General features: G+C 64.1%; 22 protein-coding genes. 11 read left to right on the forward strand and 11 right to left on the reverse strand.

Translation table 11 applies throughout. The features are described from left to right. Positions 1-52: 52 nt before the first annotated feature. The 4 genes from GR167_RS01070 to hpt all read right to left on the reverse strand — a co-directional run bounded on the left by GR167_RS01070 (position 53) and on the right by hpt (position 2,233). Entirely contained in the window at positions 53-943 is an 891-nt protein-coding gene (locus tag GR167_RS01070; RefSeq protein WP_160971588.1) for a c-type cytochrome, read from the reverse strand. 14 nt (positions 944-957) lie between these two features. Further along, positions 958-1,416, reverse strand: a complete 459-nt coding sequence (locus tag GR167_RS01075; RefSeq protein WP_160971589.1) for a c-type cytochrome — start codon at positions 1,414-1,416, stop codon at positions 958-960. A gap of 84 nt (positions 1,417-1,500) precedes the next feature. Then, a complete protein-coding gene (locus tag GR167_RS20085; protein ID WP_212769788.1) occupies positions 1,501-1,674 on the reverse strand; it encodes a hypothetical protein in 174 nt (57 codons plus the stop codon). Positions 1,675-1,681: 7 nt separating this feature from the next. Beyond that, positions 1,682-2,233: a hypoxanthine phosphoribosyltransferase gene (gene hpt, locus GR167_RS01080; protein WP_160971590.1), complete on the reverse strand. Its 552-nt coding sequence runs from the start codon at positions 2,231-2,233 to the stop codon at positions 1,682-1,684. Positions 2,234-2,302: 69 nt separating this feature from the next. Here hpt and GR167_RS01085 point away from each other — a divergent pair, with 69 nt between their 5' ends. Then, a complete protein-coding gene (locus GR167_RS01085) occupies positions 2,303-2,755 on the forward strand; it encodes a type II toxin-antitoxin system RatA family toxin (protein WP_160971591.1) in 453 nt (150 codons plus the stop codon). A gap of 37 nt (positions 2,756-2,792) precedes the next feature. Beyond that, positions 2,793-4,094: an MmgE/PrpD family protein gene (locus GR167_RS20390; protein WP_370741211.1), complete on the forward strand. Its 1,302-nt coding sequence runs from the start codon at positions 2,793-2,795 to the stop codon at positions 4,092-4,094. Between the two features lie 50 nt (positions 4,095-4,144). Here the strand turns inward: GR167_RS20390 and GR167_RS01095 are convergent, their stop codons facing one another. The 4 genes from GR167_RS01095 to GR167_RS01110 all read right to left on the reverse strand — a co-directional run bounded on the left by GR167_RS01095 (position 4,145) and on the right by GR167_RS01110 (position 7,574). Then, positions 4,145-5,323, reverse strand: a complete 1,179-nt coding sequence (locus GR167_RS01095) for an ammonium transporter (protein WP_160971592.1) — start codon at positions 5,321-5,323, stop codon at positions 4,145-4,147. A 150-nt stretch (positions 5,324-5,473) separates the two neighbouring features. Further along, a complete protein-coding gene (locus GR167_RS01100) occupies positions 5,474-5,950 on the reverse strand; it encodes a CinA family protein (protein WP_160971593.1) in 477 nt (158 codons plus the stop codon). After that, positions 5,947-6,438: a phosphatidylglycerophosphatase A family protein gene (locus tag GR167_RS01105; RefSeq protein ID WP_160971594.1), complete on the reverse strand. Its 492-nt coding sequence runs from the start codon at positions 6,436-6,438 to the stop codon at positions 5,947-5,949. The genes GR167_RS01100 and GR167_RS01105 overlap by 4 nt, the downstream gene beginning before the upstream one ends. Beyond that, positions 6,435-7,574, reverse strand: a complete 1,140-nt coding sequence (locus GR167_RS01110; protein WP_160971595.1) for a bifunctional 2-C-methyl-D-erythritol 4-phosphate cytidylyltransferase/2-C-methyl-D-erythritol 2,4-cyclodiphosphate synthase — start codon at positions 7,572-7,574, stop codon at positions 6,435-6,437. Before GR167_RS01110 ends, GR167_RS01105 begins: the two co-directional genes overlap by 4 nt. Positions 7,575-7,778: 204 nt before the next feature. On the opposite strand from GR167_RS01110, the gene dusB reads away from it, so the two are divergent. From dusB to ntrX, 5 genes are all read left to right on the forward strand, one after another. Then, positions 7,779-8,762 (forward strand): tRNA dihydrouridine synthase DusB, encoded by a 984-nt coding sequence (dusB, locus tag GR167_RS01115; protein ID WP_160971596.1) that lies wholly within the window; start codon positions 7,779-7,781, stop codon positions 8,760-8,762. Beyond that, the gene (locus tag GR167_RS01120) at positions 8,759-9,856 is read left to right on the forward strand and encodes a two-component system sensor histidine kinase NtrB (protein WP_160971597.1); all 1,098 of its coding nucleotides are present in this window, start codon (positions 8,759-8,761) and stop codon (positions 9,854-9,856) included. The genes dusB and GR167_RS01120 overlap by 4 nt, the downstream gene beginning before the upstream one ends. Next, positions 9,856-11,226, forward strand: a complete 1,371-nt coding sequence (locus GR167_RS01125) for a response regulator (RefSeq protein WP_160971598.1) — start codon at positions 9,856-9,858, stop codon at positions 11,224-11,226. The genes GR167_RS01120 and GR167_RS01125 overlap by 1 nt, the downstream gene beginning before the upstream one ends. Before the next feature lie 101 nt (positions 11,227-11,327). Next, the gene (locus GR167_RS01130) at positions 11,328-13,586 is read left to right on the forward strand and encodes a sensor histidine kinase NtrY-like (RefSeq protein WP_160971599.1); all 2,259 of its coding nucleotides are present in this window, start codon (positions 11,328-11,330) and stop codon (positions 13,584-13,586) included. Positions 13,587-13,607: 21 nt separating this feature from the next. After that, positions 13,608-15,020 carry a nitrogen assimilation response regulator NtrX gene (ntrX, locus tag GR167_RS01135; protein WP_160971600.1) on the forward strand — a complete coding sequence of 471 codons (1,413 nt, stop codon included), beginning with the start codon at positions 13,608-13,610 and terminating at the stop codon, positions 15,018-15,020. Here ntrX and GR167_RS01140 read toward each other — a convergent pair whose 3' ends face one another. After that, a complete protein-coding gene (locus GR167_RS01140; protein WP_160971601.1) occupies positions 15,021-15,491 on the reverse strand; it encodes a hypothetical protein in 471 nt (156 codons plus the stop codon). Between the two features lie 124 nt (positions 15,492-15,615). Here GR167_RS01140 and trkA point away from each other — a divergent pair, with 124 nt between their 5' ends. From trkA to hflX, 4 genes are all read left to right on the forward strand, one after another. Continuing rightward, positions 15,616-16,992 carry a Trk system potassium transporter TrkA gene (gene trkA, locus GR167_RS01145; RefSeq protein WP_160971602.1) on the forward strand — a complete coding sequence of 459 codons (1,377 nt, stop codon included), beginning with the start codon at positions 15,616-15,618 and terminating at the stop codon, positions 16,990-16,992. 3 nt (positions 16,993-16,995) lie between these two features. After that, positions 16,996-18,510: a TrkH family potassium uptake protein gene (locus GR167_RS01150; protein ID WP_160971603.1), complete on the forward strand. Its 1,515-nt coding sequence runs from the start codon at positions 16,996-16,998 to the stop codon at positions 18,508-18,510. 146 nt (positions 18,511-18,656) lie between these two features. After that, the gene (gene hfq / locus GR167_RS01155) at positions 18,657-18,893 is read left to right on the forward strand and encodes an RNA chaperone Hfq (protein WP_058242056.1); all 237 of its coding nucleotides are present in this window, start codon (positions 18,657-18,659) and stop codon (positions 18,891-18,893) included. A gap of 2 nt (positions 18,894-18,895) precedes the next feature. Beyond that, on the forward strand, positions 18,896-20,173 hold the full coding sequence (hflX, locus tag GR167_RS01160) for a GTPase HflX (protein WP_160971604.1): 1,278 nt from the start codon (positions 18,896-18,898) through the stop codon (positions 20,171-20,173). 16 nt (positions 20,174-20,189) lie between these two features. On the opposite strand, the gene GR167_RS01165 is transcribed toward hflX, so the two are convergent. Together GR167_RS01165 and GR167_RS01170 are read right to left on the reverse strand one after the other, a co-directional pair. After that, positions 20,190-21,026 carry an alpha/beta hydrolase gene (locus tag GR167_RS01165; protein ID WP_160971605.1) on the reverse strand — a complete coding sequence of 279 codons (837 nt, stop codon included), beginning with the start codon at positions 21,024-21,026 and terminating at the stop codon, positions 20,190-20,192. 101 nt (positions 21,027-21,127) lie between these two features. After that, positions 21,128-23,068 (reverse strand): hybrid sensor histidine kinase/response regulator, encoded by a 1,941-nt coding sequence (locus GR167_RS01170; protein WP_160971606.1) that lies wholly within the window; start codon positions 23,066-23,068, stop codon positions 21,128-21,130. Between the last annotated feature and the right edge of the window lie 101 nt (positions 23,069-23,169).

Here is a 23,169-nt window from a genome sequence, read left to right on the forward strand (position 1 = left end):
GCAGGCGTTTTCTTGAGATACCAAGCGCGCCTGGCACGGGCGCACAATCGGATCACTCCACCGCCGGGACCGCCTTGAGATAGGCGGCGATGGCGCGGCGATCCTCGACCGGCAGTTTTGCGAGGTTCTGCACCACCTCGGCCATCTCGCCCCCGGCGCTGTCGTAGTCCGGGGTGAAGCCGGAGGTGAAATACTCCACCAGATCGGGTTCGGACCAGGTGAGCTTGCCCGGGGTGATATTGGGGATGGTGCCGCGCCCGGCCGGGTTGGGTGCGCCGCCCAGCCAGCGGGCGTAATCGATCCCGCCCAAGGCGTTGCGCGGGCTGTGGCATTCGCCGCAATGGCCCAGCCCTTCGACGAGGGCACGGCCGCGGGCGGCTTCGGGCGGCAGATCGGCGGTGACCACTTGATCCGGCCCACTGAACAGGAATTTCCAACCGCCCAGCAGGCGGCGGATGGAGAAGGGGAAGCCGACCTCATGCGCGGTGTCGGGCAGGTCCGAAGCGGGCAGGGTTTGCAGGAAGGCCCAGAGGTCGACCATGTCCTGCAGGTCTGCGCGCGCGTAGGAGGTGTAGGGGAAGGCCGGGTAATAATGACTGCCATCCGGCGCGGTGCCGTGGCGCATCGCGTTGACCAGGTCGACCGCCTGCCAGCCGCCAATGCCGTGGGTCGGATCGGGCGAGATATTGGGCGCGTGGAACGTGCCGAAATCGCTGGCAAAACCGCGCCCGCCCGACAGCACCAGCCGCGCGTCGCCCTCGGCCCCCGGGGCGGAATGGCAAGCGGCGCAGCCGCCGGCCCAGAACACCGTTTCGCCCCGTACGGCATCGCCGGTCAGACCGGCAATGTCCGTTTCGCTGACGCGTTTGGGCGCGGTGATCCACCAGAACACCGCGCCCGCCAGAATGATCAGGAAGACGAAATACCTTGCAGCCCTGTACATCCTGCTCGCCCGGATCAGCTATCGGGCGCGCGATAGGCCTTGTGGCAGGCACCGCAGGCGCCGCCCAGCGGCCCCATCGCGCCCTGCAGCGACTCGAGGCTCTGACCGGCGGCCATTTCCATGCCGGCAGCCGCTTCGCCCAGTGCCATCGCCTTTTTCATCACGTCGTCGGGATTGTCCCAGATCGCGGGCAGGGCGCGGGTGCCCTCGGCCGACATATCATCGGACCCTTCCGGCCACAGGCGCGACGAATCGAGCTTGGTCAGGGACGCCAGGCTGGCGGCGGCAGCCCCGGCTTTGTCGGCGTCATAGGGCACGGCGCCCTTGGCCATGCCGCCCAGCAGGCCCAGGTAATGGGCATAGAGCTCCATCTGGCCCTGGCGCGCCTTGATGGCGGCCTCATTGGCGTAAGCTGCGCTGCCGACGCCGGCGGCGAGGGTGAGAGCGAGGGTGAACTTGGTAATGGCTTTCATCAGTGAAACTCCGCTTTGGCTGCTATTCAAGGGCAGCTTAACCATGGGACCACCGGAGGGAATTCACAACTTCGTCAGAACCACTTACGGGCGCAGGAAGCGGGCGCGACCGTCCAGCGTCAACCAGTCCGGCCAGCCGATCCAGCGTTCCACCGCATAGATCGCCAGGCAGATCACGATCACCGCCAGCACCAGCCTGACCCGGCCCGCCGAGGGCGGGTTGCGCGCCCATTTCGACATCCGGAACAGCCAGTGCATCGCGGGCTCACGCCTTGTCTTCGTCGGTGAAACGGACCTTGCCGATATAGGGCAGGTTGCGGTTGCGCTGCGCGAAATCGATGCCGTAGCCGACGACGAATTCGTCGGGAATCTCGAACCCGATCCAGTCGGCCTTCACATCGGTTTCCCGGCGCGACGGCTTGTCCAGCAGGGCGATGGTTCTCAGCCGCGCGGGGCTGCGCGATTTCAGCAGGCCCAGCACGTGGGTCAGGGTGTAACCGGTATCGACGATATCCTCGACCACCAGCACGTCGCGGCCTTCGATTTCGCCGCGCAGGTCCTTGAGGATACGCACCTCGCGCGAGCTTTCCATCGCGTTGCCATAGGACGAGGCTTCGAGGAAATCGACCTCCACCGGCAGGTCCAACTCGCGCACCAGATCGGCGATGAAGACGAAACTGCCGCGCAACAGCCCGACCACGACCAGTTTCCCGGTATCGGCGAATTCTTCTTCGATCTCGCGCGCCAAGGCTTCGATCCGCGCTGCGATCTGCTTGGCCGAGATCATTTCGTCGATGACATATGGACGCTCTGGCATGACACCCCCTTGCAATTTCGCGCTCAGTCTACGAAATCAGCCCCCACTGTCACGCGAAAAAGGGGCGACATGCCGACCCATTCCGAAACCCGCCGCCTGCCATATACGGCGCAGCAGATGTACGATCTGGTGGCCGATGTGGCGGCCTATCCGAAATTCCTGCCCTGGTGCGCCGCGGCGCGGATCCGCAGCGTGACGCCGGAGGGTGACGGGCGCGAGGTGATGGAGGCCGACCTGGTGATCAGCTTCAAGGTGTTCCGCGAACGGTTCGGCAGCCGGGTGATCCTCGATCCGCAAGGGCTGAAGATCGACACCGAATACCTGGACGGGCCGTTCAAATACATGAAATCGACCTGGTCCTTCGCCGATGCCGAAGGGGGCTGCGACGTGTCCTTCTTCGTCGATTTCGAATTCAAGAACGCCGTGCTGCAGGGGATCATCGGGGTGGTGTTCAACGAAGCAATGCACCGCATCGTGCGCGCCTTCGAAAACCGGGCGGCGGACCTTTACGGCGCCGCCTGAGGCGCTAACCTTCCCCCGATCAGAGGGGGAGGATTCTGTGTCAGGTATCACCAAACAGATCGCGGATTTCGCGGCAGGCACCGCAGCGGACCGGATCGACGCGGAGGCGATGGCGGTGATGCGCCTGTCGCTGCTCGACTGGCTGTCGGTGGGCATCGCCGGGCGGGACGAGCCGGTTTCCGCCATCGTGCGGGACATGGTGGCGGAGGAAGCGGGCGCGGCGCAGGCCACGGTGTTTGGCGGCGTTATGGTTCCGGTGCGGGCGGCGGCGCTGGCCAATGGCACCATCGCCCATGCGCTGGATTACGACGACACCCATTTCGCCAACATCGGCCACCCCTCGGCGCCGGTCGTCGCGGCGGCCCTGGCGGTGGCAGAAAAGACCGGGGCGGATGGCGCGGCGTTTCAGCAGGCCTGCCTGATCGGGGTGGAATGTTCCACCCGTATAGGCATCTGGCTGGGCCGCGATCATTACCAGGGCGGGTTCCATCAGACCGGCACCGCCGGAACCTTCGGCGCGGCGATGGCGGTGGCACGTTTGATGGGGCTGGATGCCGCGCAATGCGAAATGGTGCTGGGGCTGGCGGCGACCCGCGCCTCGGGGCTGAAATCGCAATTCGGCACCATGGCGAAACCCTATAACGCCGGTCTGGCCGCGTCGAACGGGGTGGAGGCCGCGACGCTGGTGGCGCGCGGCTTCGTCGCCAATCCGCTGGGGCTGGAGGCGGCGCAGGGATTTGGGCCGACCCATATGGGGCAGGCCGACATGTCTGCCTTGGACGGGCTGGGCACGACCTGGGTGTTCCCGCAGGTCAGCCACAAGTTCCACGCCTGCTGCCACGGACTGCACGCGGTGCTGGAAGCGGCACGAACGCTCGATGCCGTCGATCCGGATCGGATCGCCGCCATACGGGTGCGTACCCATCCGCGCTGGATGACTGTGTGCAATCAGCCGGAACCGATGACCGGGCTGGGGGCGAAATTCAGCTATGCCACCGTGCTGCCGATGCACTTCCTCGGCCACGATACAGGCGCGCTGGACAGCTATACCGATGCGCTTTGCGCCGATGCCGCGATCCAACGGTTGCGGAAGCTGGTCGAGGTGACCGCGGACGACAGCGTCAGCGAAACCGGCGCGGTGCTGGAGGTCGAGCTGAGCGATGGCGGCAAGATGCAGGCGACGCACGACCTGAACGCGCCGATGCCGCTGGCGGAGCGCGAGGCGAAGGTCCGGGCGAAATCGCGCAGCCTGATAGGGGAAGACCGGCCAGAGGAAGCCTGGGCTGCCATCTGCGCCGAGGCGCCTGCATCGAGTATCGCCAGCTTTCTGACCTCCTGATGCAAAACGGGCCCCGATGGGGCCCGTTTGTTTTCCGACCTGCGCCGTCCTTACGACCGGTGATCGTAGGCCCGTTCACCGTGAACGCTGAGGTCCAGACCGTTGGTTTCGGTTTCCGCATCCACCCGCAGCGGGGTGATCATGGCGACCAGCTTGGCGATGATGACCGAAGCCACCAGGGTGAAGGCCCCGACGATGGCGAGGCTGCCCAGCTGCGCCGCCCAGCTGCCCGCGCCGAACACCGCGATCATGATCGTGCCGAAGATGCCGCCGACGCCATGCACCGCGAAGACGTCCAAAGTGTCGTCGATATCGAGCTTGTTGCGGATCACGTTGACCATTTCCTGGCACAGTACACCGGCGATCGCACCGATGATCAGCGCCTCGACCGGGCCCACGAAACCGCTGGCCGGGGTGATCGAGGCCAGACCGGCGATGGTGCCGGTGACCAGACCCACCAGCGACGCCTTGCCGTATTTGATCCGTTCCCACAGCGCCCAGGTGAGCGACGCGGTGGCGGCCGAGATATGGGTCACGGTCAGCGCCATCGCGGCGCCGCCATCGGCGGCCAGTTGCGATCCGCCGTTGAAGCCGAACCAGCCGACCCACAGCATCGCCGCGCCGATCATCACGTAGCCGGGATTGTGCGGCGGGGTGGTCTTGTTGCGGCGCGCGCCCAGCATGACGGCCAGAACCAGCGCCGCGATGCCCGCGGTTTCATGCACCACGATGCCGCCCGCGAAATCCTTCACGCCGGTGTCGCCGAAGATGCCGCCATCGGCCAGAAATCCGCCGCCCCAGATCCAGTGCGTCACCGGCGCGTAGACGATCAGCATCCAAAGCGCCGAAAACAGCAGCACGAAGCCGAAACCGATCCGTTCCACGTAAGCGCCGACGATCAGCGCCGGCGTGATGATGGCGAAGGTCATCTGGAAGGCAAAGAACAGCACCTCGGGCAGGGTGCCCGACAGGGTATCGGCGGTGATGCCGTTGAGGAACAGCTTGCCCAGGCCACCCCACAGCGCGCCGCCGTCGCCGAAGGCCACCGAATAGCCAAGCGCGAACCACAGGACGCTCATCAGGCAGGCGATGGCATAGCAATGCATGAAAACGCTCAGCACGTTGCGCGCGCGAACCAGGCCGCCGTAAAACAGCGCCAGTCCGGGCAATGTCATGAACAGCACAAGGGCCGTCGCGACGATGATCCAGGCGGTATCCGCTCCGTTCATTGATCCTTCCTTCCTTTTTGGTTGGCGCGGATCAATCGTGAAACGGATGCAAAAGAAAGCAACAATAGGCCGAATGGGCGTTTAAAAAGGCGTCAGTTTGCAAAATGACTAATAGATAGGCGCTATATTGTACCTATGGCGCATTACGCATCACATCATGTCTGCTGCATATTTGAGCAAGTCGAGTGCTTTTTGAACAGAGTTGGCGCGGACATTGGCGCGCCCGAGCGGCCCGAATTCGACGGTTTCGGTATGCGTTGGCTTATTGTTCATCGCCAATCCGAAGCACACCCGGCCCTCGGGCTTGTGTTCCGACCCGCCCGGTCCGGCGATGCCGGTGATCGAAACGGTGACGTCGGCGTTGGAAAATTCCAGCGCCCCTTCGGCCATTTCGCGCGCCACTTCCTCGGACACCGCGCCGACGGCGTAAATCGTCTGTTCCTTTACGCCCAGCATTTCGACCTTGGCGGCGTTGGAATAGGTGACGAAACCGCGCTCGACCACGTCCGAGGACCCGGGCACATCGGTCAGGGCGGCCATCACCATGCCGCCGGTGCAGCTTTCGGCGGCGGCAATGCGCCACCCAAGCGCCCGGTAGCGGTCCAGGATATCGGCCGGACCGGTCACAACCCCAGCACCCCGTGCGAGATGCCGGCGCCTATCACCACCACGATGCCCGCGAAGACACCGGCGATCACGTCGTCCAGCATCACCCCCATCGGGCCTCCGCGCCGGTCGGCCCAGCCGACGGGGCCGGGCTTCCAGATGTCGAACAGCCGGAAGGCAAGGAAGGCGGTGATCCAACCGGGCCAGAGCGCCAGAACATCCGCCCCCGCATGGGCCGCGCCGATCAGCGCCGGGGCCAGCGCGATCCACTGGCCCGCGACCTCGTCGATGACGATCTCGCTGGGGTCCTTGTCGTCCTTGCCTTCGGTTTCCTTCGCGGTGGCCCACCAGCCCAGCACGAACACCGCGACGGTGGCGATCAGGAACAGCGGCACGCCGCCCAGCATGTAAAGCGCGTAAGCGACGGGCAGGGCGGCCAGCGATCCCCAGGTGCCCGGGGCCGGTTTCAGAAGGCCGACATAGAAGAAGGTCGCGATCAGTTTTGTCATGGTTTCACCAATGTTGCGGTTGCCAATGCGGCGATGCCTTCGCCGCGCCCGGTAAAGCCCAGCCGTTCGCTGGTCGTGGCCTTGACCGATACACGGTCGGGGTCCATCCCCATGATCCGGGCCATTTCCGCCTGCATCGCATCGGCATGCGGCCCAACCTTGGGGTATTCGCAGACCAGCGTGCAATCGACATTGCCGATGGTGAAGCCTTTTGACGCGGCCAGATCGACGGCGTGTTTCAGGAAGATCTCGCTCGCAGCACCCTTCCACTGCGGATCGGACGGCGGGAAGTGGCGGCCGATATCGCCCTCGGCCAGCGCGCCATAGATCGCGTCGGTGACCGCGTGCATGCCCACATCGGCATCCGAATGCCCCTGCAGCCCGCGATCATGCGGCACCTGCACGCCGCACAGGATAACGTGGTCGCCGTCACCGAACCGGTGCACGTCGTAACCATTGCCAAGACGGATATCCATCTGTCCCCCCAGAATGCGTTCGGCCCGCGCGAAATCCTCGGGCCGGGTGATTTTCAGATTGCTTTCTTCGCCCGGAACGATGGCCACTTCAACCCCGGCGGCCCGCGCCACTTCGACATCGTCCGCCGCGCCGACGGGATGGGCGCGATGGGCCGCCAGCAGCGTGGCGAAATCGAAGCCCTGCGGCGTCTGCGCCCGGTACAGCCCCTCGCGGTCCTGCACGCCCTGCACGATCCCATCCTCGCCGCACCACAGCGCATCGACCACGGCCAACCCGGGGGCCGCGCCGCGATGGGTGTCGAGAGCCGTCAGAACCGCGTCGATCAGTACCGGACCGACGCAGGGGCGCGCCACGTCATGGACCAGGACCTTGCCGATGCCGTCACCCGCCAGCGCCTCCAGCCCGTTCAGCACCGAAGCGTCGCGCGTCGCGCCGCCATGGGTGATACGGATCTTGGGGTGATCTGCCCAGTCGCCAAGAAAGTCATGATCGTCGGGGTGGATCACCAGCATCACGACATCGACCGCGGCGTGATCGGCAAAGGCCCGCAGGGTCCAGTCCGCCACCCGGTGCCCGGCCAGCGGGCGCCATTGCTTGGGCAGGCCGCCACCGGCACGGCTGCCGCGGCCTGCGGCGACGATGAGCGCGGCGGTTTTCATCTCGGGCGGCCCTTTCGGCTGATTAGGAATTGTTCGTCTTTGTGCATAGGCCCTGGGGCCGGGAAGGGCAATCCGCCGCATCTCACCGGGTTGCGTGATTAAAAAATAGGCATATGTAACGAAGCAGGTTCAAAACTGGGCGGGTTTCATTGAAGCCAGCCCTCCTCTGGGTTAGCCAGAGGCAACTGCTCAAGGATTAGGCACGTGTCCCTCACACTCGCTGACAACACCCTCACACCCCCGGTATTCCTGGCCCCTCTGGCCGGAATCACCGACCTGCCGTTCCGCGACCTGGTCGCGGGATTCGGCGCCGGGCTGGTGGTCAGCGAAATGGTGGCGAGCCAGGAAATGGTCCAGGCCAAGCCCGGCGTGCGCGAACGGGCCGAACTGGGTTTCGGCAAGGCCAACACGGCGGTGCAGCTGGCCGGGCGCGATGCCGAATGGATGCGCCGTGCGGCCCAGATGGTCCAGGACAACGGCGCGCAGATCATCGACATCAACATGGGCTGCCCGGCCAAGAAGGTGGTGAATGGCTATTCCGGCTCGGCTTTGCTGAAAGACCTCGACCACGCACTGACGCTGATCGAGGCGGTGGTCGAGGCGGTCGACCTGCCGGTGACGCTGAAGACCCGGCTGGGCTGGGACGACGATCTGCTGAACGCGGCCGACCTGGCAAAGCGGGCGGAAAATGCGGGCATCAAGATGATCACCATCCACGGCCGCACCCGGTGCCAGTTCTACAAGGGCCGCGCCGATTGGGCCGCGATCCGCGAGGTGAAAGACGCCGTGACGATCCCGGTCATCGCCAATGGCGACATCTGTTCGGCGGCAGACGCGGCCGAAGCGATGAAACTGTCGAGCGCCGACGGGGTGATGATCGGACGCGGCGCACAGGGAAAACCCTGGCTTCTGGCGCAGGTGGCGGCAGAGCTGTTTGGAAAAGAGGCACCGAAAGTGCCCGAAAATGAGGAACTCGCAGATATGGTAATCGCGCACTACGAGGCGATGCTGGACTTTTACGGCCCCGACCTGGGCCTGCGCGTGGCGCGCAAACATCTGGGCTGGTACATGGATGAAGCGGGCACCGGGCCGATCGCGCGGCGTGCCGTGCTGACCGAACGCGACCCAGCAGGGGTGATCGCGCAGCTGCCCGCGGCGCTGCTGGAACCGGAACGGGCCGCGGCATGACCGAAGATACCGACGACAAGATGATCTGGTCCTCGCTGCCGATCCCCGGCGTGATCGTCGATCCGCAGGACAAGATTTGCGACATCAACTCGGCCGCCGAAGGGTTCCTGAACACTTCCGTAAAGACCATCCGCGATGAACCGGTCTGGGACCGGATCATGATCGACGCGCCGCTGGAAGAAGCCTTCACCCGCGCCCGCGACACCAATTCGCCGCTCTTCGTCAACGATGTCGATGTCGGCACCGGCACCCGCGCGCCGCTGCATTGCAACCTGTCGATCGCGCCCTTGCAGGGCAAGCCGGGTTACATGATCTTCCTGATCTCGCCGCGCGAACTGGCGGGGCGGATGACGCAAAGCCATTCGGTGAAATCGGCGGCCAAATCGGCCATCGGCATGGCCGAAATGCTGGCCCATGAAATCAAGAACCCCTTGGCGGGCATCACCGGCGCGGCTCAGCTTCTGTCGATGAACCTCAGCGCCGAGGACATGGAAATGACCGACCTGATCGTGTCGGAAAGCCGCCGCATCGTGAAACTGCTGGAACAGGTGGAACAGTTCGGAAACTTGAGCGAACCGCACCGGGTGCCGGTCAATGTCCACGACGTGCTGGACCGCGCGCGGCGCTCGGCGCTGCTGGGTTTCGGCGCGCATATGAAGATCGTCGAGGATTACGACCCCTCGCTGCCCTTGGCGCTTGGCGACCCCGATCAGCTGCTTCAGGTCGTGCTGAACCTGATCAAGAACGCCTCGCAAGCGGCTGATAAGGAAGGCGGAACCATCCGCCTGCACACCTTCTACGAACATTCGTTCCGGCTGCGCCGGGCCGATGGCACCGGGCAATCCCTGCCGCTGCAGATCGAAATCATCGACGACGGTCCGGGGCTGCCGGACGACATCAAGGGCGATATCTTCGACCCCTTCGTGTCGGGCCGAGAAAACGGCACCGGACTGGGCCTGGCCCTGGTCAGCAAGATCATTTCCGATCACGACGGCTGGATTTCCGTCGATTCCGTCCCCGGGCGGACGGTGTTCAAGATTTCCCTACCGATGGCGCCCGATCCCAAGCGGCGAAGTAAAAAGGAGAGCAACTGATGGACGGCACGGTTCTTGTTGCTGATGACGATCGCACGATCCGCACGGTTTTGACCCAGGCCCTGACACGGGCCGGATGCAAGGTACACGCGACCTCGTCGCTGACCACGCTGATGCGGTGGGTCGGCGAAGGCAAGGGCGACGTGGTGATCACCGACGTGATGATGCCCGACGGTAACGGGTTGGAAATGCTGCCCAAGATCGCCGAGGACCGTCCCGGTCTGCCGGTGATCGTGATTTCGGCGCAGAACACCATCATGACGGCGATCCAGGCGGCCGAGGCGGAAGCCTATGATTATCTGCCCAAGCCCTTCGATCTGCCCGACCTGATGAAGCGCACCGCCAAAGCGCTGGAACAGCGCCGGCACGCCGCACCCTCGGCCCCGGCTGAGGAAGAAAAGGAACGGCCCGACGACCTGCCTCTGGTGGGGCGGACGCCTGCGATGCAATCGCTGTATCGTCTGGTGGCAAAGGTGATGAACACCGACCTGCCGGTTCTGATTGCCGGTGAATCCGGCACCGGCAAATCGCTGATCGCCCGCGCGATCCACGATTTTTCCGACCGCCGCACGCTGCCGTTCGTCACCGTCACCGCGGCCGAGCTGCAGGATCTCGAAGGCCCGGCGCGGGTGCTGGCCCGGGTCAAGGGCGGCACCGTGCTGTTCGATGAGATCGGCGATGTCGATGCCGAAATCCAGGCCCGCATCGTGCGGATGATGGACAATCCCGGCGAACATTCGCCGCGCTTCATGGCGACCAGCCAAGGCGACCTGTCCGACGCGCTGGACAAGGGCGCGATGCGCCAGGACCTCTATTACCGGCTGAGCGGTGCGACGATCCAGGTGCCCAGCTTGCGCGAACGGGTCGAGGACATTCCGCTGCTGGCGGAACATTTCCTGGTCCGCGCCGAACGCGACGGCGCGCCGTCGCGCACCCTGTCGGCCGAGGCGCTGGAACTGATGCGCGCCTATAGCTGGCCGGGCAATGTGCGGCAGCTGGAAAACGCGATCCGGCGGCTGGTGCTGACCTCGCGCGCCGAGGAAATCAGCCGCTCCGAAGTCGAATCGGTGCTGGGGAACCAGCCCGAGATGGAACCGGTGCTGGGCGGCGGCGACAGCGAAAAGCTGTCGGCCTCGGTCGGCCGCCACCTGCGCCGCTATTTCGATCTGCACGGTAACATGCTGCCGCCGCCGGGGCTCTATGCCCGTATCCTGCGCGAAGTTGAGCTGCCGCTCATTGAAATCGCGCTGGAAGCGACCGGCGGAAATCAGGCGAAATGCGCCGACCTTCTGGGCATCAACCGCAATACGCTGCGTAAGAAGATCAACGATCTGGATATTCGCGTGACACGCCGCCGCAAGTTGATGTAAAATCGCAACAATAACGTGGCAAATGTGTGTCTAGCATGCATTTGCCAACAATATTTAGCGGTAAGCCGCGCAAAGCGGCACATCAGGAAGAGGGGCAGCGGGTGGCAACCCGGGCACATAAATTGCGCAATTGGGCGAAAATCAGCCGATTGCGCCGGCTGCGCCGGGTTCAGACCACCGCCACAATGGGGCTGGTGGTTCTGGGGCCGGTTCTGGCCATGGCGACCTTCCTGATCCTCGGGCCTTTGGACAAGGGCGCGGCGGCGACCAGCCTGCGGATGATCCTGCTGGCCGATTTCGTCTATGTTCTGGTGGTGGCGGCGCTGGTGCTGCAGCGGGTCGTGGCGCTGATTTCGGCGCGGCGGGCGAAATCCGCCGGATCGCGGCTGCACCTGCGGCTGACCGGGGCCTTTGCCACCATCGCGCTGATCCCGACCGTCACGGTGGCGATCTTTGCCGCGCTGACGGTGAATATCGGGCTCGAGGGCTGGTTTTCCGACCGGGTGCGCCAGGTGGTTGGATCGTCGCTTGAGGCCGCTCAGGCCTATGAGGGCGAACACCGCCGCGACCTGACCGTCGACGTCACCGCCCTTGCCGCGCATATCAACCAGACGCGCAAGACCACGTTTTTCATGACCGACGCCGATATCCGGCAGGTGCTGACCTCCGGGCAGACGCAGATTCAGCGCGGGCTTCGCGAAGCTTACGTGATCGACGGCACCGGCGAAATCCGCGCCCGCGGCGACCGGTCCTATCTGTTTGATTTTGAACGCCCCACGGCGGAGCAGCTGGACAAGGCCGGCACCGAGGGCGTGCAGATCATCGAGGACTGGGACAACAACGAATTCCGCGCGCTGGTGCGGCTGGATGCCTTCGTCGACCGGTTCCTTTATGTCAGCCGCGAGGTGGACGGCGAATTGCTGAGCCTGCTGGACGACACCAAGGAAACCGCGCAGTTCTATCAGCAGCTGGAAAGCGAACGGGGCAGGGTGCTGTTCGAATTCGGCCTGATCTATCTGGGTTTCGCGGTGATCCTGATCCTGGCGGCGATCTGGCTGGGCCTGTGGTTCGCCGAACGTCTGTCGCGCCCGGTCGGGCGGCTGACCGGCGCGGCGCAGCGCGTGGGGTCGGGCGATCTGGACGTGCGGGTGATGGAAGACGAGGGCGACGACGAAATCGCCATGCTGGGCCGCTATTTCAACCAGATGACCCGGCAGTTGAAGGCGCAGCGCCAGACCCTGTTGCAGAATACCGATCAGATCGAACGCCGCCGCCGGTTGTTCGATTCCGTGCTCAGCTCGGTCACCTCGGGGGTTGTCGGGCTTGATCCCGACGGGCGGGTGACCTTCGTCAACCGCTCCGCCGAGCGTCTGCTGGACTGGGGCGAGGATCAGCAATCGCTGGCGCTGTCCGTCGCGGTGCCGGAATTCAGCGCGCTGTTCGACCGGCTGCAGGGCGACGGGCTGCAGACCGTGCAGGAAGAAATCAAGGTGACGCGGGCCGGGCGGCTGGAAAACCTGCTGGTGCGGATGGCGCCGCGGTTCAGCGAAGACGGCGAGTTGGAAGGCTACGTGGTCGCCTTCGACGATGTCAGCGACCTGGTGGCGGCGCAGCGGATGGCGGCCTGGGGCGACGTGGCCCGCCGCATCGCGCACGAGATCAAGAACCCGCTGACCCCGATCCAGCTGTCGGCGGAACGGATCAAGCGCAAGTTCACCCGCCACCTGGGCGAGGATGAGGCCGAAAGCCTGGAACAGCTGACCGAGGTTATTGTCCGTCAAACCAACGACTTGCGCCGCATCGTTGACGAATTTTCCAAATTCGCCCGGATGCCGGAACCCGAACGCCGCCCCGAAAGCCTGACCAAGCTGGTGCGCGACGCGGTGTTGCTGCAGCAGGCGGGCCAGCCCGATGTGGAAATCGTCAGCGATCTGAGCGAGGACCCGCTGCTGGCGGAGCTCGACGCGACGATGATCAATCAGGCGCTGACGAACCTGCTGAAGAACGCGGGCGAAGCGATTGTTTCCTATAAGGAAAAGCAGGGGCTGGATGAGTATAAGGGGATCATCCGCGTCAGCACCGAACTGGAAGGCCGCAGCGCGATCCTGCGGATCGCCGATAACGGGATCGGCCTGCCCGAGGATCGCACCCGGCTGTTCGAACCCTATGTGACGACACGCTCGGAAGGCACCGGACTGGGCCTGCCGATCGTCAAGAAGATCATCGAGGAACATGGCGGCTCTCTCAGTCTTGAGGATGCGCCGGTCTTCGATAGCGAAGCCGCCGACGCCCATGCGGGCGCGATGGCGGTGATCCGGCTGACGCTGAGCGCCGCGATCCGGGACAAGGCCGCGGAATAGCAAGATAAGATTGAGGATGACATGAGTGACATTTTGATCGTCGACGATGAACGCGACATCCGGGAACTGATTTCGGATATCCTTGAGGACGAAGGGTACACCACCCGCCTTGCCGGCAATTCCGAAGAGGCGATGAGCGAAATCAACGACGAACCGCCGGCGCTTCTGATCCTCGATATCTGGCTGAAAGACAGCAAGATGGACGGGATCGACATCCTGAAAACCGTCAAGCGCGACAATCCCGACGTGCCGGTGGTGATCATTTCCGGTCACGGCAATATCGAAATCGCCGTCGCCGCGATCAAGCAAGGCGCCTACGACTTCATCGAAAAGCCGTTCAATATCGACCAGCTGCTGGTGGTGATCCGGCGCGCGATGGAAACCTCGCGGCTGCGGCGGGAAAACCAGGAACTGCGGCGCAAGGACGTGCAGACCGCCGAAATGGTCGGCAATTCGGCGTCGTTCCGGGCGATGCTTGGTCAGCTCGACAAGGTGACGAAATCGAACGGGCGGGTGATGTTGTCGGGGCCCTCGGGCGTCGGCAAGGAAGTCGCCGCACGCTATATCCACGCGCAATCGAACCGCGCCTCGGGGCCCTTCGTCACGGTCAGCTGCGCCACCATCGAACCCGACCGGATGGAGGAGGTGCTGTTCGGCCGCGAAACCCCCGAACGGGGCATCGATCCGGGTCTTCTGGAACAGGCCCATGGCGGCGTGGTGTTCTTCGACGAGGTGGCCGACATGCCGCCCGGGTCGCAATCCAAGATCCTGCGGGTGCTGGTCGATCAGCAATTCCAGCGCGTCGGCGGCACCGACAAGGTACGGGTCGACTTGCGGGTGATTTCATCGACCAGCCGCGACTTGGACGCCGAAATCGCCGCCGGGCGGTTCCGGCAGGAACTCTATCACCGGCTGAACGTGGTGCCGGTGGCGGTGCCGTCGCTGGCCGAGCGGCGCGAAGACATTCCCGTCCTGGCATCGCATTTCATCGAGACGCTGAACAAGACCCAGGGCCTGCCGCTGCGCGAGCTGAGCGAGGACGCCGTCGCGCTGATGCAGACCATGGTGTGGCCCGGCAACGTGCGCCAGCTGCGCAACCTGATCGAACGGGTGCTGATCCTCGGCGACGGCAACGGGCCGATCGAGGCCAGGGAACTGCCCAGCAGCGAAGAGGGCACGGAAGACAGCGACGGCGCGGTGCTGAGCGGCACCCTGGCGACCCTGCCTTTGCGCGAGGCGCGCGAGGTGTTCGAACGCGAATACCTGCTGACCCAGATCAACCGCTTCGGCGGCAATATCAGCCGCACCGCCAATTTCGTCGGCATGGAACGCAGCGCGCTGCACCGCAAGCTGAAATCGCTGGGCGTGGTGACCACCAGCAAATCCGGCGCCCGGGTGGCGCGGGTCGAACAGGTCGAGGAAGACGCCGAGTAATCAGCCCGGCGTCACGATCTGCCAGCGGCCGCCGCCGCGCTGGATCGCGCAGGATTTGGGCGTCAGCGGTGGCATAACCGTGGTCACCGTCTTCGGCGCCGCCCCGGCGACCGAGGTGGGGCAGAGCGGCAGTTCGACCCATTCATAGCCCTTGGCGGTCATGCATTGCGCCTCGACCTTCTTGCGCAGCGATTTGTTGACGTCGACCGTATAGGGATCGCCGCCTTCCATTTCATAGGTGACCACGCAGTTTTTCCCGTGTGAATCGCAGATGCGAACCGGGACCATCCGCAGCGGCGTGTACCTGATCTGTTGCGAGACGGGTACTTTCTGCAGCGCGCTGACCTCGCAATCGGTCAGGTCGCTGTTCATCCGCGATACGGCGACCCCTTCGCGGTAATACAGCCCTAACGGACCACAGCCCGACAGCAAGGCGAGGGCGGCAAGCGACAACAGCTTTGATCGTGGCATGGTGGCCTCCTTTTCCGGCAGTATTCCGGGTCAGAGTTAACGCGTCTTTGATTTCTGACAAATCAATTGACCATTTAGCGGGGTCATGCGATCCAAGCCTTCTGAAACCAGGGGACCGGGGACAATGAAAGTCATCATCTGCGGCGCAGGTCAGGTCGGGTGGCAAATCGCGCGGCATCTGTCCGGCGAAAAGAACGATGTCACCGTGGTCGACAACAATCCCGAACTGGTGCGCCGTGCCACCGATACGCTGGATGTGCAGGGGATCGCAGGCTTTGCCAGCTACCCGGACGTGCTGGAACAGGCGGGTGCGCGCGACGCCGACATGATCATCGCCGCCACCTATTCAGACGAGGTCAACATGGTGACCTGCCAGGTGGCGCATTCGGTGTTTTCGATCCCGCGCAAGATCGCGCGGCTGCGCTCGCAAAGCTATCTGACCGCGATCTATTCCGACCTCTATCGCCGCGATCACCTGCCGATCGACGTGGTGATCAGCCCCGAACGCGAAGTGGCCGAGGCCGCGCTGCAGCGGATCGCCTCGCCCGCGGCCTTCGACACCGAAAAATTCCTCGGCGGGCGGGCACATCTTCTGGGCATCACAATCAATGACAGCTGCCCGATCGTGAACACGCCGCTGCGCCAGCTGACCGATCTGTTTTCGACCCTGCGCACCATCGTTGTTGGCATCCGCCGCGATGGAAGGCTGTTCGCGCCGGAACCGAGCGATCAGATCTTCCCGGGCGACGAATGCTATGTCTTCACCGTCAACGAAGACATCCCGCGCACGATGGAAATCTTCGGCAAGGTGTCGAAGAAACGCGAACGGGTGGTGATCATCGGCGGCGGCAATGTCGGCCTGTCGGTCGCCCGCGCGCTGGAGGAACAGACCAGCCGCATTCGCGCCAAGGTGATCGAACGCAATCGCAAGATCGCCGAAAAGGCCGCCGATGCGCTGGAAAAGACCATCGTGCTGCATGGTGACGGGCTCGACGCGTCTTTGCTGGCCGAGGCCAATATCGACCGTGCCGACGCGGTTCTTTGCGTCACCGACGACGACAAGACCAACATGCTGGCCGCGGTTCGTGCCAAGGCCGAAGGCTGCCCGATGGCGATCGCGCTGGTCAACGACCCGACGCTGGCGCCGATGATGGCGCCGCTGGGGATCGACGCCTTCGTCAACCCGCGCGCCACCACGGTCAGCTCGATCCTGCGCCATATCCGCCACGGCAAGGTGCGCGAAGTCTATTCCATCGGCGATGCCGAGGCCGAGATGATCGAGGCCGAGGTGCTGTCGACCTCGCCCATCGCGGGGCAGAAGGTCCGCGACATCGACTTCCCCGAAGGCGTGCTGGTCGGCGGCATCCTGAAGGGCGAGAAGGTGATCAAACCCGGCGCCGATACGCGGATCGAGGAGGGCGACGTGATCGCGCTGTTCTCGATGGCCGACGATGTGCCCGAGGTCGAACGCCTGCTTCAGGTGTCGATCGATTTCTTCTGAGCGATGACGGATCGTATCCTCAACCAACCCCTGTTCCTGCTGCTGATGGGCATCGGGTCGCTGGCGATGTTCGTGCCCGCGGCACATGCGACGCTGCTGGGCAGCCATTACGAGGCGCGGTCGTTCTTCTATGCCGGGCTGCTGGGTTTTCTGGTGGTGGTGATGGTCGGGCTTGCGATGTCGTCGCGCCAGCGCAAGCGCGGCGAGATGGGCAACCTGCTGGCGCTGTTCGCCGGGTTCAGCCTGCTGCCGCTGCTGCTGGCGCTGCCGTTCTACGAGGCGCTGCGCACCACCAGTTACCTCAACGCTTATGTCGAAATGGTCTCCAGCCTCAGCACCACCGGCGCCACGCTGTTCGAACCCGAACGGCTGAGCCCGACGCTGCACCTGTGGCGGGCGATGGTCGGCTGGCTGGGCGGGCTGCTGATGTGGGTGGCGGCGGCGGCGATCCTGGCGCCGCTGAACCTTGGCGGCTTCGAGGTGACGGCGACCGCGGCACCGGGGCAAAGCGACATCCTGCACGGCCGGTTCGAACGCGCCGATCCGCAACGGCGCATCCTGCGGGTGACGGCGAAACTGTTCCCGATCTATGCCGGGCTGACGCTGGCGCTGTGGATCATGCTGGCGGTCAGCGGCGACCGGCCGCTGGTGGCGCTGTGCCACGCGATGTCGGTGATGGCGACCAGCGGCATTTCCCCGATCGGCGGCGTGCAGGAACACGGATCGGCCATCACCGGCGAGGTGGTGATGGCGATGTTCATGCTGTTCGCCCTGTCGCGGCTGACCTTTTCCACCGACACGCTGAATTCCAAGCAACGCGGCATTCCGACCGATCCCGAATTCCGCCTGGGCATCCTGATGGTGATCGGGGTGCCGCTGTTGCTGTTCCTGCGCCACTGGCTGGGATCCTACAGCATGGACGAGGAACAGAACCTGTTGCTGGCGCTGCGGGCGCTGTGGGGCGGGGTGTTCACCACCTTGTCCTTCCTGACCACCACCGGGTTCGAAAGCGCCGAATGGGGCACTGCGCGGGATTGGTCGGGGCTGAACACGCCGGGGCTGATCTTCCTGGGGCTGGCGATGGTGGGTGGCGGCGTCGCCACCACCGCGGGCGGGGTCAAGCTGCTGCGGGTCTGGGCGCTCTACCTCAACGGCTTGCGGGAAATGGAAAAGCTGGTCCACCCGTCCTCGGTCGGGCATTCGGTCGGCAATTCGCGCCGCGTGCGCAAGCAGGGCGCCTATATCGCCTGGATCTTCTTCATGCTGTTCGCGCTGTCGCTGACCGCGTTTTCGCTGGTCTTCGCCGCCTTCGGGTCGAGTTTCGAGAACGCGCTGGTGATCTCCGTCGCGGCTCTGTCCACCACCGGGCCACTGATTTCGCTGGCGCCGGAAACCGAAATCGTGCTGACCGATCTGGCGCCGGCGGCCAAGCTGGTGTTCTGCGGCGGCATGGTGCTGGGGCGGCTGGAAATGCTCGCCATCATTGCGCTTCTCAGCAGCGACATCTGGCGGCGTTAGAATTTCTTGCGTCTAACCGCTTTAACAGGCTGATTTTTGGGCTGGAAACTCCGCAATAGCCAAGACATAGTAGGGGCAATAGCTGTACAGGGACACCGGCCGCGGCTCCGGACGCGGCACGAGAACAAGAACAAAGGTAAGATTGAATGGCTTCCGATAAGCAAAACCTGCAAGACGCGTTTTTGAATCACACACGGAAGACGAAGATTCCGGTGACCATTTTTTTGATTAACGGTGTTAAACTTCAGGGCGTCATCACCTGGTTTGACAATTTCTGCGTCCTGCTGCGCCGCGACGGTCAATCGCAGTTGGTCTATAAGCACGCGATTTCGACCATCATGCCGGCGCAACCCATCAACCTTTACGATGGCGAAGAAAGCTAAGCTTGGAAATACATGAAAGGGAACCGACCCGCGCTTGGGTCCTGCATCCCGACCTGAAATCCGATCAACACCGCCGCATGGCCGATTACGCCCTGGAAGAGGCGGTGGCGCTGGCGGCGGCCTTGCCCGATCTCGAAGTGGTCGGGGCCGAATCCGTGCGCCTGCAACGGCCGCATCCGGGGCTTCTGTTCGGCACCGGCAAGATCGCCGAGCTGAAACAGCGCATTCAGGAGGCCGAGGTCGATCTGGTTCTGATCGACGGCCCCGTCACGCCGGTGCAGCAGCGCAACCTGGAAAAGGAATGGGACGTCAAGCTGCTGGACCGAACCGGTCTGATCCTTGAAATCTTCTCCGACCGCGCGCGCACCCGCGAAGGCGTGCTGCAGGTCGAAATGGCGGCGCTGAAATATCAGCGCACCCGGCTGGTCCGGGCCTGGACCCACCTGGAACGCCAGCGTGGCGGGCTTGGCTTCGTCGGCGGCCCCGGCGAAACCCAGATCGAGGCCGACCGCCGCGCCATCGACGAACAGCTGGTGCGGCTGCGCCGGCAATTGGACAAGGTGGTCAGGACCCGCGAATTGCACCGCGCCGCCCGCGCCAAGGTGCCGTTCCCGGTGGTCGCGCTGGTGGGCTATACCAACGCGGGCAAATCGACCCTGTTCAACCGGCTGACCGGGGCCGAGGTGATGGCCAAGGACATGCTGTTCGCCACGCTGGACCCGACCATGCGGCGGGTCGAACTGCCCGAGGGCGGCGGCGAGGTGATCCTGTCCGACACGGTGGGGTTCATCAGCGATCTGCCGACCGAGCTGGTCGCGTCCTTCCGCGCCACGCTTGAAGAGGTACTGAGCGCCAACCTGATCCTGCATGTGCGCGACATTTCCCATCCCGAAACCGAAGGCCAATGCGCCAACGTGCTGGAGATCATGGACTCTCTCGGGGTGAACCGGGACACCCCGGTGCTGGAGGTCTGGAACAAGATCGACCTGCTGCCCGAGGAAGACCGCAGCGCCCTGCAGCAGCGCGCGGCGCGGGATGAAAACATCTTCGCCATCTCCGCGGTGACCGGCGAAGGCATCCCCGACCTGATGCAGGAAGTGGCCAGCAAACTGGCCTCGGAAACCCATGAAAGCCAGGTGACGCTGACCTTCGCCGAAGGGCGCAAGCGGGCCTGGCTGTTCGAACAGGACCTGGTCGAGGCGGAAACCCAGACCGAAACCGGGTTCGACCTGACGGTGCGCTGGACCGCGCGGCAGGAAAAGCGCTTCCGCGACCTGTAGGGCACAGCCCGCGCGGCTATTTCTCGAGAGAGGCGAACCAGGCCCAGCTGTCGCGCGCGATGCTGGGGCCGATTTCGTAGAACCAGTGGGTATGGCCCGGGATCATCTGAAGCGTAACGTTATGGCCGGCCGCGGCAAGCGACTTTGCCGTGTCCAACGCCTTGTCGGGCGTGAAGATGTGTTCCTGTTCGCCAAGATAGATCCGAAGCGGCTTGGCGTTTTCGACCGGCTTGAATGTTTCCGCCGGCGCAAACCCGGCATGGAGCGCGGCGGCTTTCCACGGTCCCTGAAACCGGTTGACCAGAACCGACGCGTAAATGGCCCCGGCGGAATGGCCGAACAGATAGATCCGGTCCGGGTCGACCGGTCGCTGGCTGTTGGACTCGGACAGCATCCTGTCAAGCAGGGTTTGGCTGAGATCATCCGGCTGCCAGTTCGGCTCCTTTGCCTCCAGCGCGATCAGGGCGATCTGCTTTTCCTCGGCGACGGGACGCCACATTTCGAGCATGGAAAGCCCGCTGCGTCCGGTCCCGTGGAACAACAGGACGGCGGCGGTGGGGCTTTGCCCGGGCGGCACGAAACTGTACCAGGTCCTGCCGAAGGCGTTGTGCATTACGGCCGCCCGCCGGATGTCTTCAGACGGCGCATAGTCGTATGTGTCGGGTTGCTCGGCGCTTAGGCCGGGCCGCTGCACATAGACGTAATTGCCCAGAGGATTGCCGTCCGGCTGAGGTTTCAGCACGGGCAGGGCCACGATAGCGCTGCTATCGCTTTGTTCGGAAAACAGGCTCGCGCCGATACTCAGAACAAGAACGAACAGAAGTCCGCTCAGGAATCCCGACAAGGTTTTCATTACAATCCAAGGTGGTTTGAAATTTACATCAAAACCATTGTCGGCTTTTCGCGCGGATGCAAGAGGTCTCCGTTCAGCACGCGGGCGCGAAGCTCAGGCGGTCACTGAGTTCGCTGCAGCGCGTGGGCCAGCGCCGTTTCCAGCTGTTTCTTGCGGAACGGTTTCTGCAGAACCAGCCCCGGCCCGCCATCCGGGCCCAGGATGTCGGCGGCGCCATGCGCCGTCATCAGGATCACCGGCAGTTCGGGGCGTTTCTTGCCAAGTTCGCAGCGCAGGTCGATCCCGGTCATCCTGCCGGTCAGCGAAATATCCGACAGCACCAGGTCGAAGGGGGTTTCGGCCTCGATCATCAGCATCGCTTCCTCGGCCGAGGCCGCTTCGCCGACCTGCGCGCCAAACGCCTGTACCTGTCGCCGCACCACGTCGCGCACCAGCGGGTTGTCCTCGACCAGAAGCACCTGTGCGCTGGACAGGTCCGCCGCGACGTCCTCGATGGCGTCGCATTGGTCGTGCACGTCGTCCTGCGGGTCGATCGCGGGCAGGTAGAGCGTGAAGACCGATCCTTCGTTTTCGACGCTGGACACCGCGATCGCGCCGCCCGACAGGTCGGCGAAGGCATAGACCATCGCCAGCCCCAGCCCCGATCCCTTGTCCGGCTTGCGCGAATAGAACGGATCGAAAATCCGCTGCATCACCTCTTCGCTCATCCCGTGGCCGGTATCGCCGACGCGGATACGGCAATAGCGGCCCGGATGCAGCTTCAGCGCCTTGGCCTCGGCCCGGTCCAGCGCGGTCTCGTCGCAGGAAAATCTGATCCGCCCGGGGCCGGTGATCGCTTCGCTGCCGTTCACAGCCAGGTTGATCAGCGCCATTTCCAGCTGCCCGCGGTCGACCTGTATCCAGGGCGCGCAGGGGTCTTCGGGACCTTCGAGGGTAATTTCGCTAGGCAGCGACGCGGTCAGGATCTTGAGCGTGTTGGAGATCGCGTCATAGGCACGCAGCGGGCGCACCACGGCCTTGCTTTGCTTGGTCAGGCTCAGCAGGCGGTTGGTCAGGTCGTTGCCCCGGCTGGCCGCGGCAATCGCCGGCACCAGGTATTCCTGCTTCAGCCCCTCGTTCTCCATCGCGTCTTCCAGAGGGACCAGGTTGCCCAGGATGATCGTCAGCAGATTGTTGAAATCATGCGCGATCCCCGCTGACAGCGTGCCCAGGGCTTCCATCTTCTGGGCCCGGATCAGCGCCAGGTCGGATTCCCGTTGCCGGGTGATGTTGACGGTCAGCAGGTAAAAGCCGGTCACCTCGCCCTGATCCGAAATCTCGGGACGGGCATAGCAGCGGACGAAGATATCGCCGTGATCGGGCAGGTCCGCTTCGAGGTCGAAGGCCATCGATTCACCGGCCAGCGCCCGTTTGAACCAGGGCAGGGCGGTTGTCAGCGTCGCGGGCGACAACACATCTTCGGCCTTCTTGCCAACGATCAGGTCCGAGTTCAGCCCATAGGCCATCGCGAAGCCCCGGTTGGCGTATTTGAACACCAGGTGTTTATCCAGCAGCGCGATCCCGGCCGGCACCTCATTGGCGATCAGCGTCAGCCGCGCCTGGTTGCGGCGCAATTCCTCGGTGCGGGCCTGCACCCGGTATTCGAGCTCCGCCTCGCGCTGGCGGGGCTTGGTGACATCGGTGTAGACGGTGACGAAACCGCCCTCGGGCAGCGGCGTGCCGGTGATATGAAGGATACTGCCATCGGGGCGGACCCGGTCGAAGGAATGGGCTTCGAACTTGCGCGCCTGCGCGACCCGTTCGGCCACCAGTTCCTCGATATCGCCCTCGCCATATTCGCCGTTTATCGCGTTGAAACGGGTCAATTCGGCGAAATCGGTGCCCGGTTCGCCCAATTCGGCGGGCATTCCGAGCAATTCCAGAAATCGTGCATTCAGCGCAACAAGCTTCAGATTCGCGTCGAACACGGAAATACCCTGTTCGATATGTTCCAGCGCCGATCTGACCGATGCTAGAATGTGCTGGTTGTCAGAAGATGTCACGACGCATCCTCCTTCAACCGGGTCCCGAAATTTTCGGGACCAAGCGGTCGATGGCGAAGGCCGAATTCAAGTCTGTTCAGTCTATTCAAAACGTTAACCGC

The sequence above is a fragment of the Thalassovita mangrovi genome (assembly GCF_009857745.1).
Lineage (GTDB): Bacteria > Pseudomonadota > Alphaproteobacteria > Rhodobacterales > Rhodobacteraceae > Thalassobius > Thalassobius mangrovi.

What these genes read in the sequence shown, in the direction of transcription:
- hfq (WP_058242056.1), top strand. Translation starts at nt 18,657, where the DNA reads ATGGCTTCCGATAAGCAAAACCTGCAAGACGCGTTTTTGAATCACACA.
- GR167_RS01120 (WP_160971597.1), top strand. Translation starts at nt 8,759, where the DNA reads ATGACCGAAGATACCGACGACAAGATGATCTGGTCCTCGCTGCCGATC.
- GR167_RS01125 (WP_160971598.1), top strand. Translation starts at nt 9,856, where the DNA reads ATGGACGGCACGGTTCTTGTTGCTGATGACGATCGCACGATCCGCACG.
- GR167_RS01110 (WP_160971595.1), bottom strand. Translation starts at nt 7,574, where the DNA reads ATGAAAACCGCCGCGCTCATCGTCGCCGCAGGCCGCGGCAGCCGTGCC.
- GR167_RS01150 (WP_160971603.1), top strand. Translation starts at nt 16,996, where the DNA reads ATGACGGATCGTATCCTCAACCAACCCCTGTTCCTGCTGCTGATGGGC.
- GR167_RS01070 (WP_160971588.1), bottom strand. Translation starts at nt 943, where the DNA reads ATGTACAGGGCTGCAAGGTATTTCGTCTTCCTGATCATTCTGGCGGGC.
- GR167_RS01105 (WP_160971594.1), bottom strand. Translation starts at nt 6,438, where the DNA reads ATGACAAAACTGATCGCGACCTTCTTCTATGTCGGCCTTCTGAAACCG.
- GR167_RS20085 (WP_212769788.1), bottom strand. Translation starts at nt 1,674, where the DNA reads ATGCACTGGCTGTTCCGGATGTCGAAATGGGCGCGCAACCCGCCCTCG.
- GR167_RS01095 (WP_160971592.1), bottom strand. Translation starts at nt 5,323, where the DNA reads ATGAACGGAGCGGATACCGCCTGGATCATCGTCGCGACGGCCCTTGTG.
- GR167_RS01075 (WP_160971589.1), bottom strand. Translation starts at nt 1,416, where the DNA reads ATGAAAGCCATTACCAAGTTCACCCTCGCTCTCACCCTCGCCGCCGGC.
- GR167_RS01165 (WP_160971605.1), bottom strand. Translation starts at nt 21,026, where the DNA reads ATGAAAACCTTGTCGGGATTCCTGAGCGGACTTCTGTTCGTTCTTGTT.
- GR167_RS01140 (WP_160971601.1), bottom strand. Translation starts at nt 15,491, where the DNA reads ATGCCACGATCAAAGCTGTTGTCGCTTGCCGCCCTCGCCTTGCTGTCG.
- ntrX (WP_160971600.1), top strand. Translation starts at nt 13,608, where the DNA reads ATGAGTGACATTTTGATCGTCGACGATGAACGCGACATCCGGGAACTG.
- GR167_RS01085 (WP_160971591.1), top strand. Translation starts at nt 2,303, where the DNA reads ATGCCGACCCATTCCGAAACCCGCCGCCTGCCATATACGGCGCAGCAG.
- trkA (WP_160971602.1), top strand. Translation starts at nt 15,616, where the DNA reads ATGAAAGTCATCATCTGCGGCGCAGGTCAGGTCGGGTGGCAAATCGCG.
- hpt (WP_160971590.1), bottom strand. Translation starts at nt 2,233, where the DNA reads ATGCCAGAGCGTCCATATGTCATCGACGAAATGATCTCGGCCAAGCAG.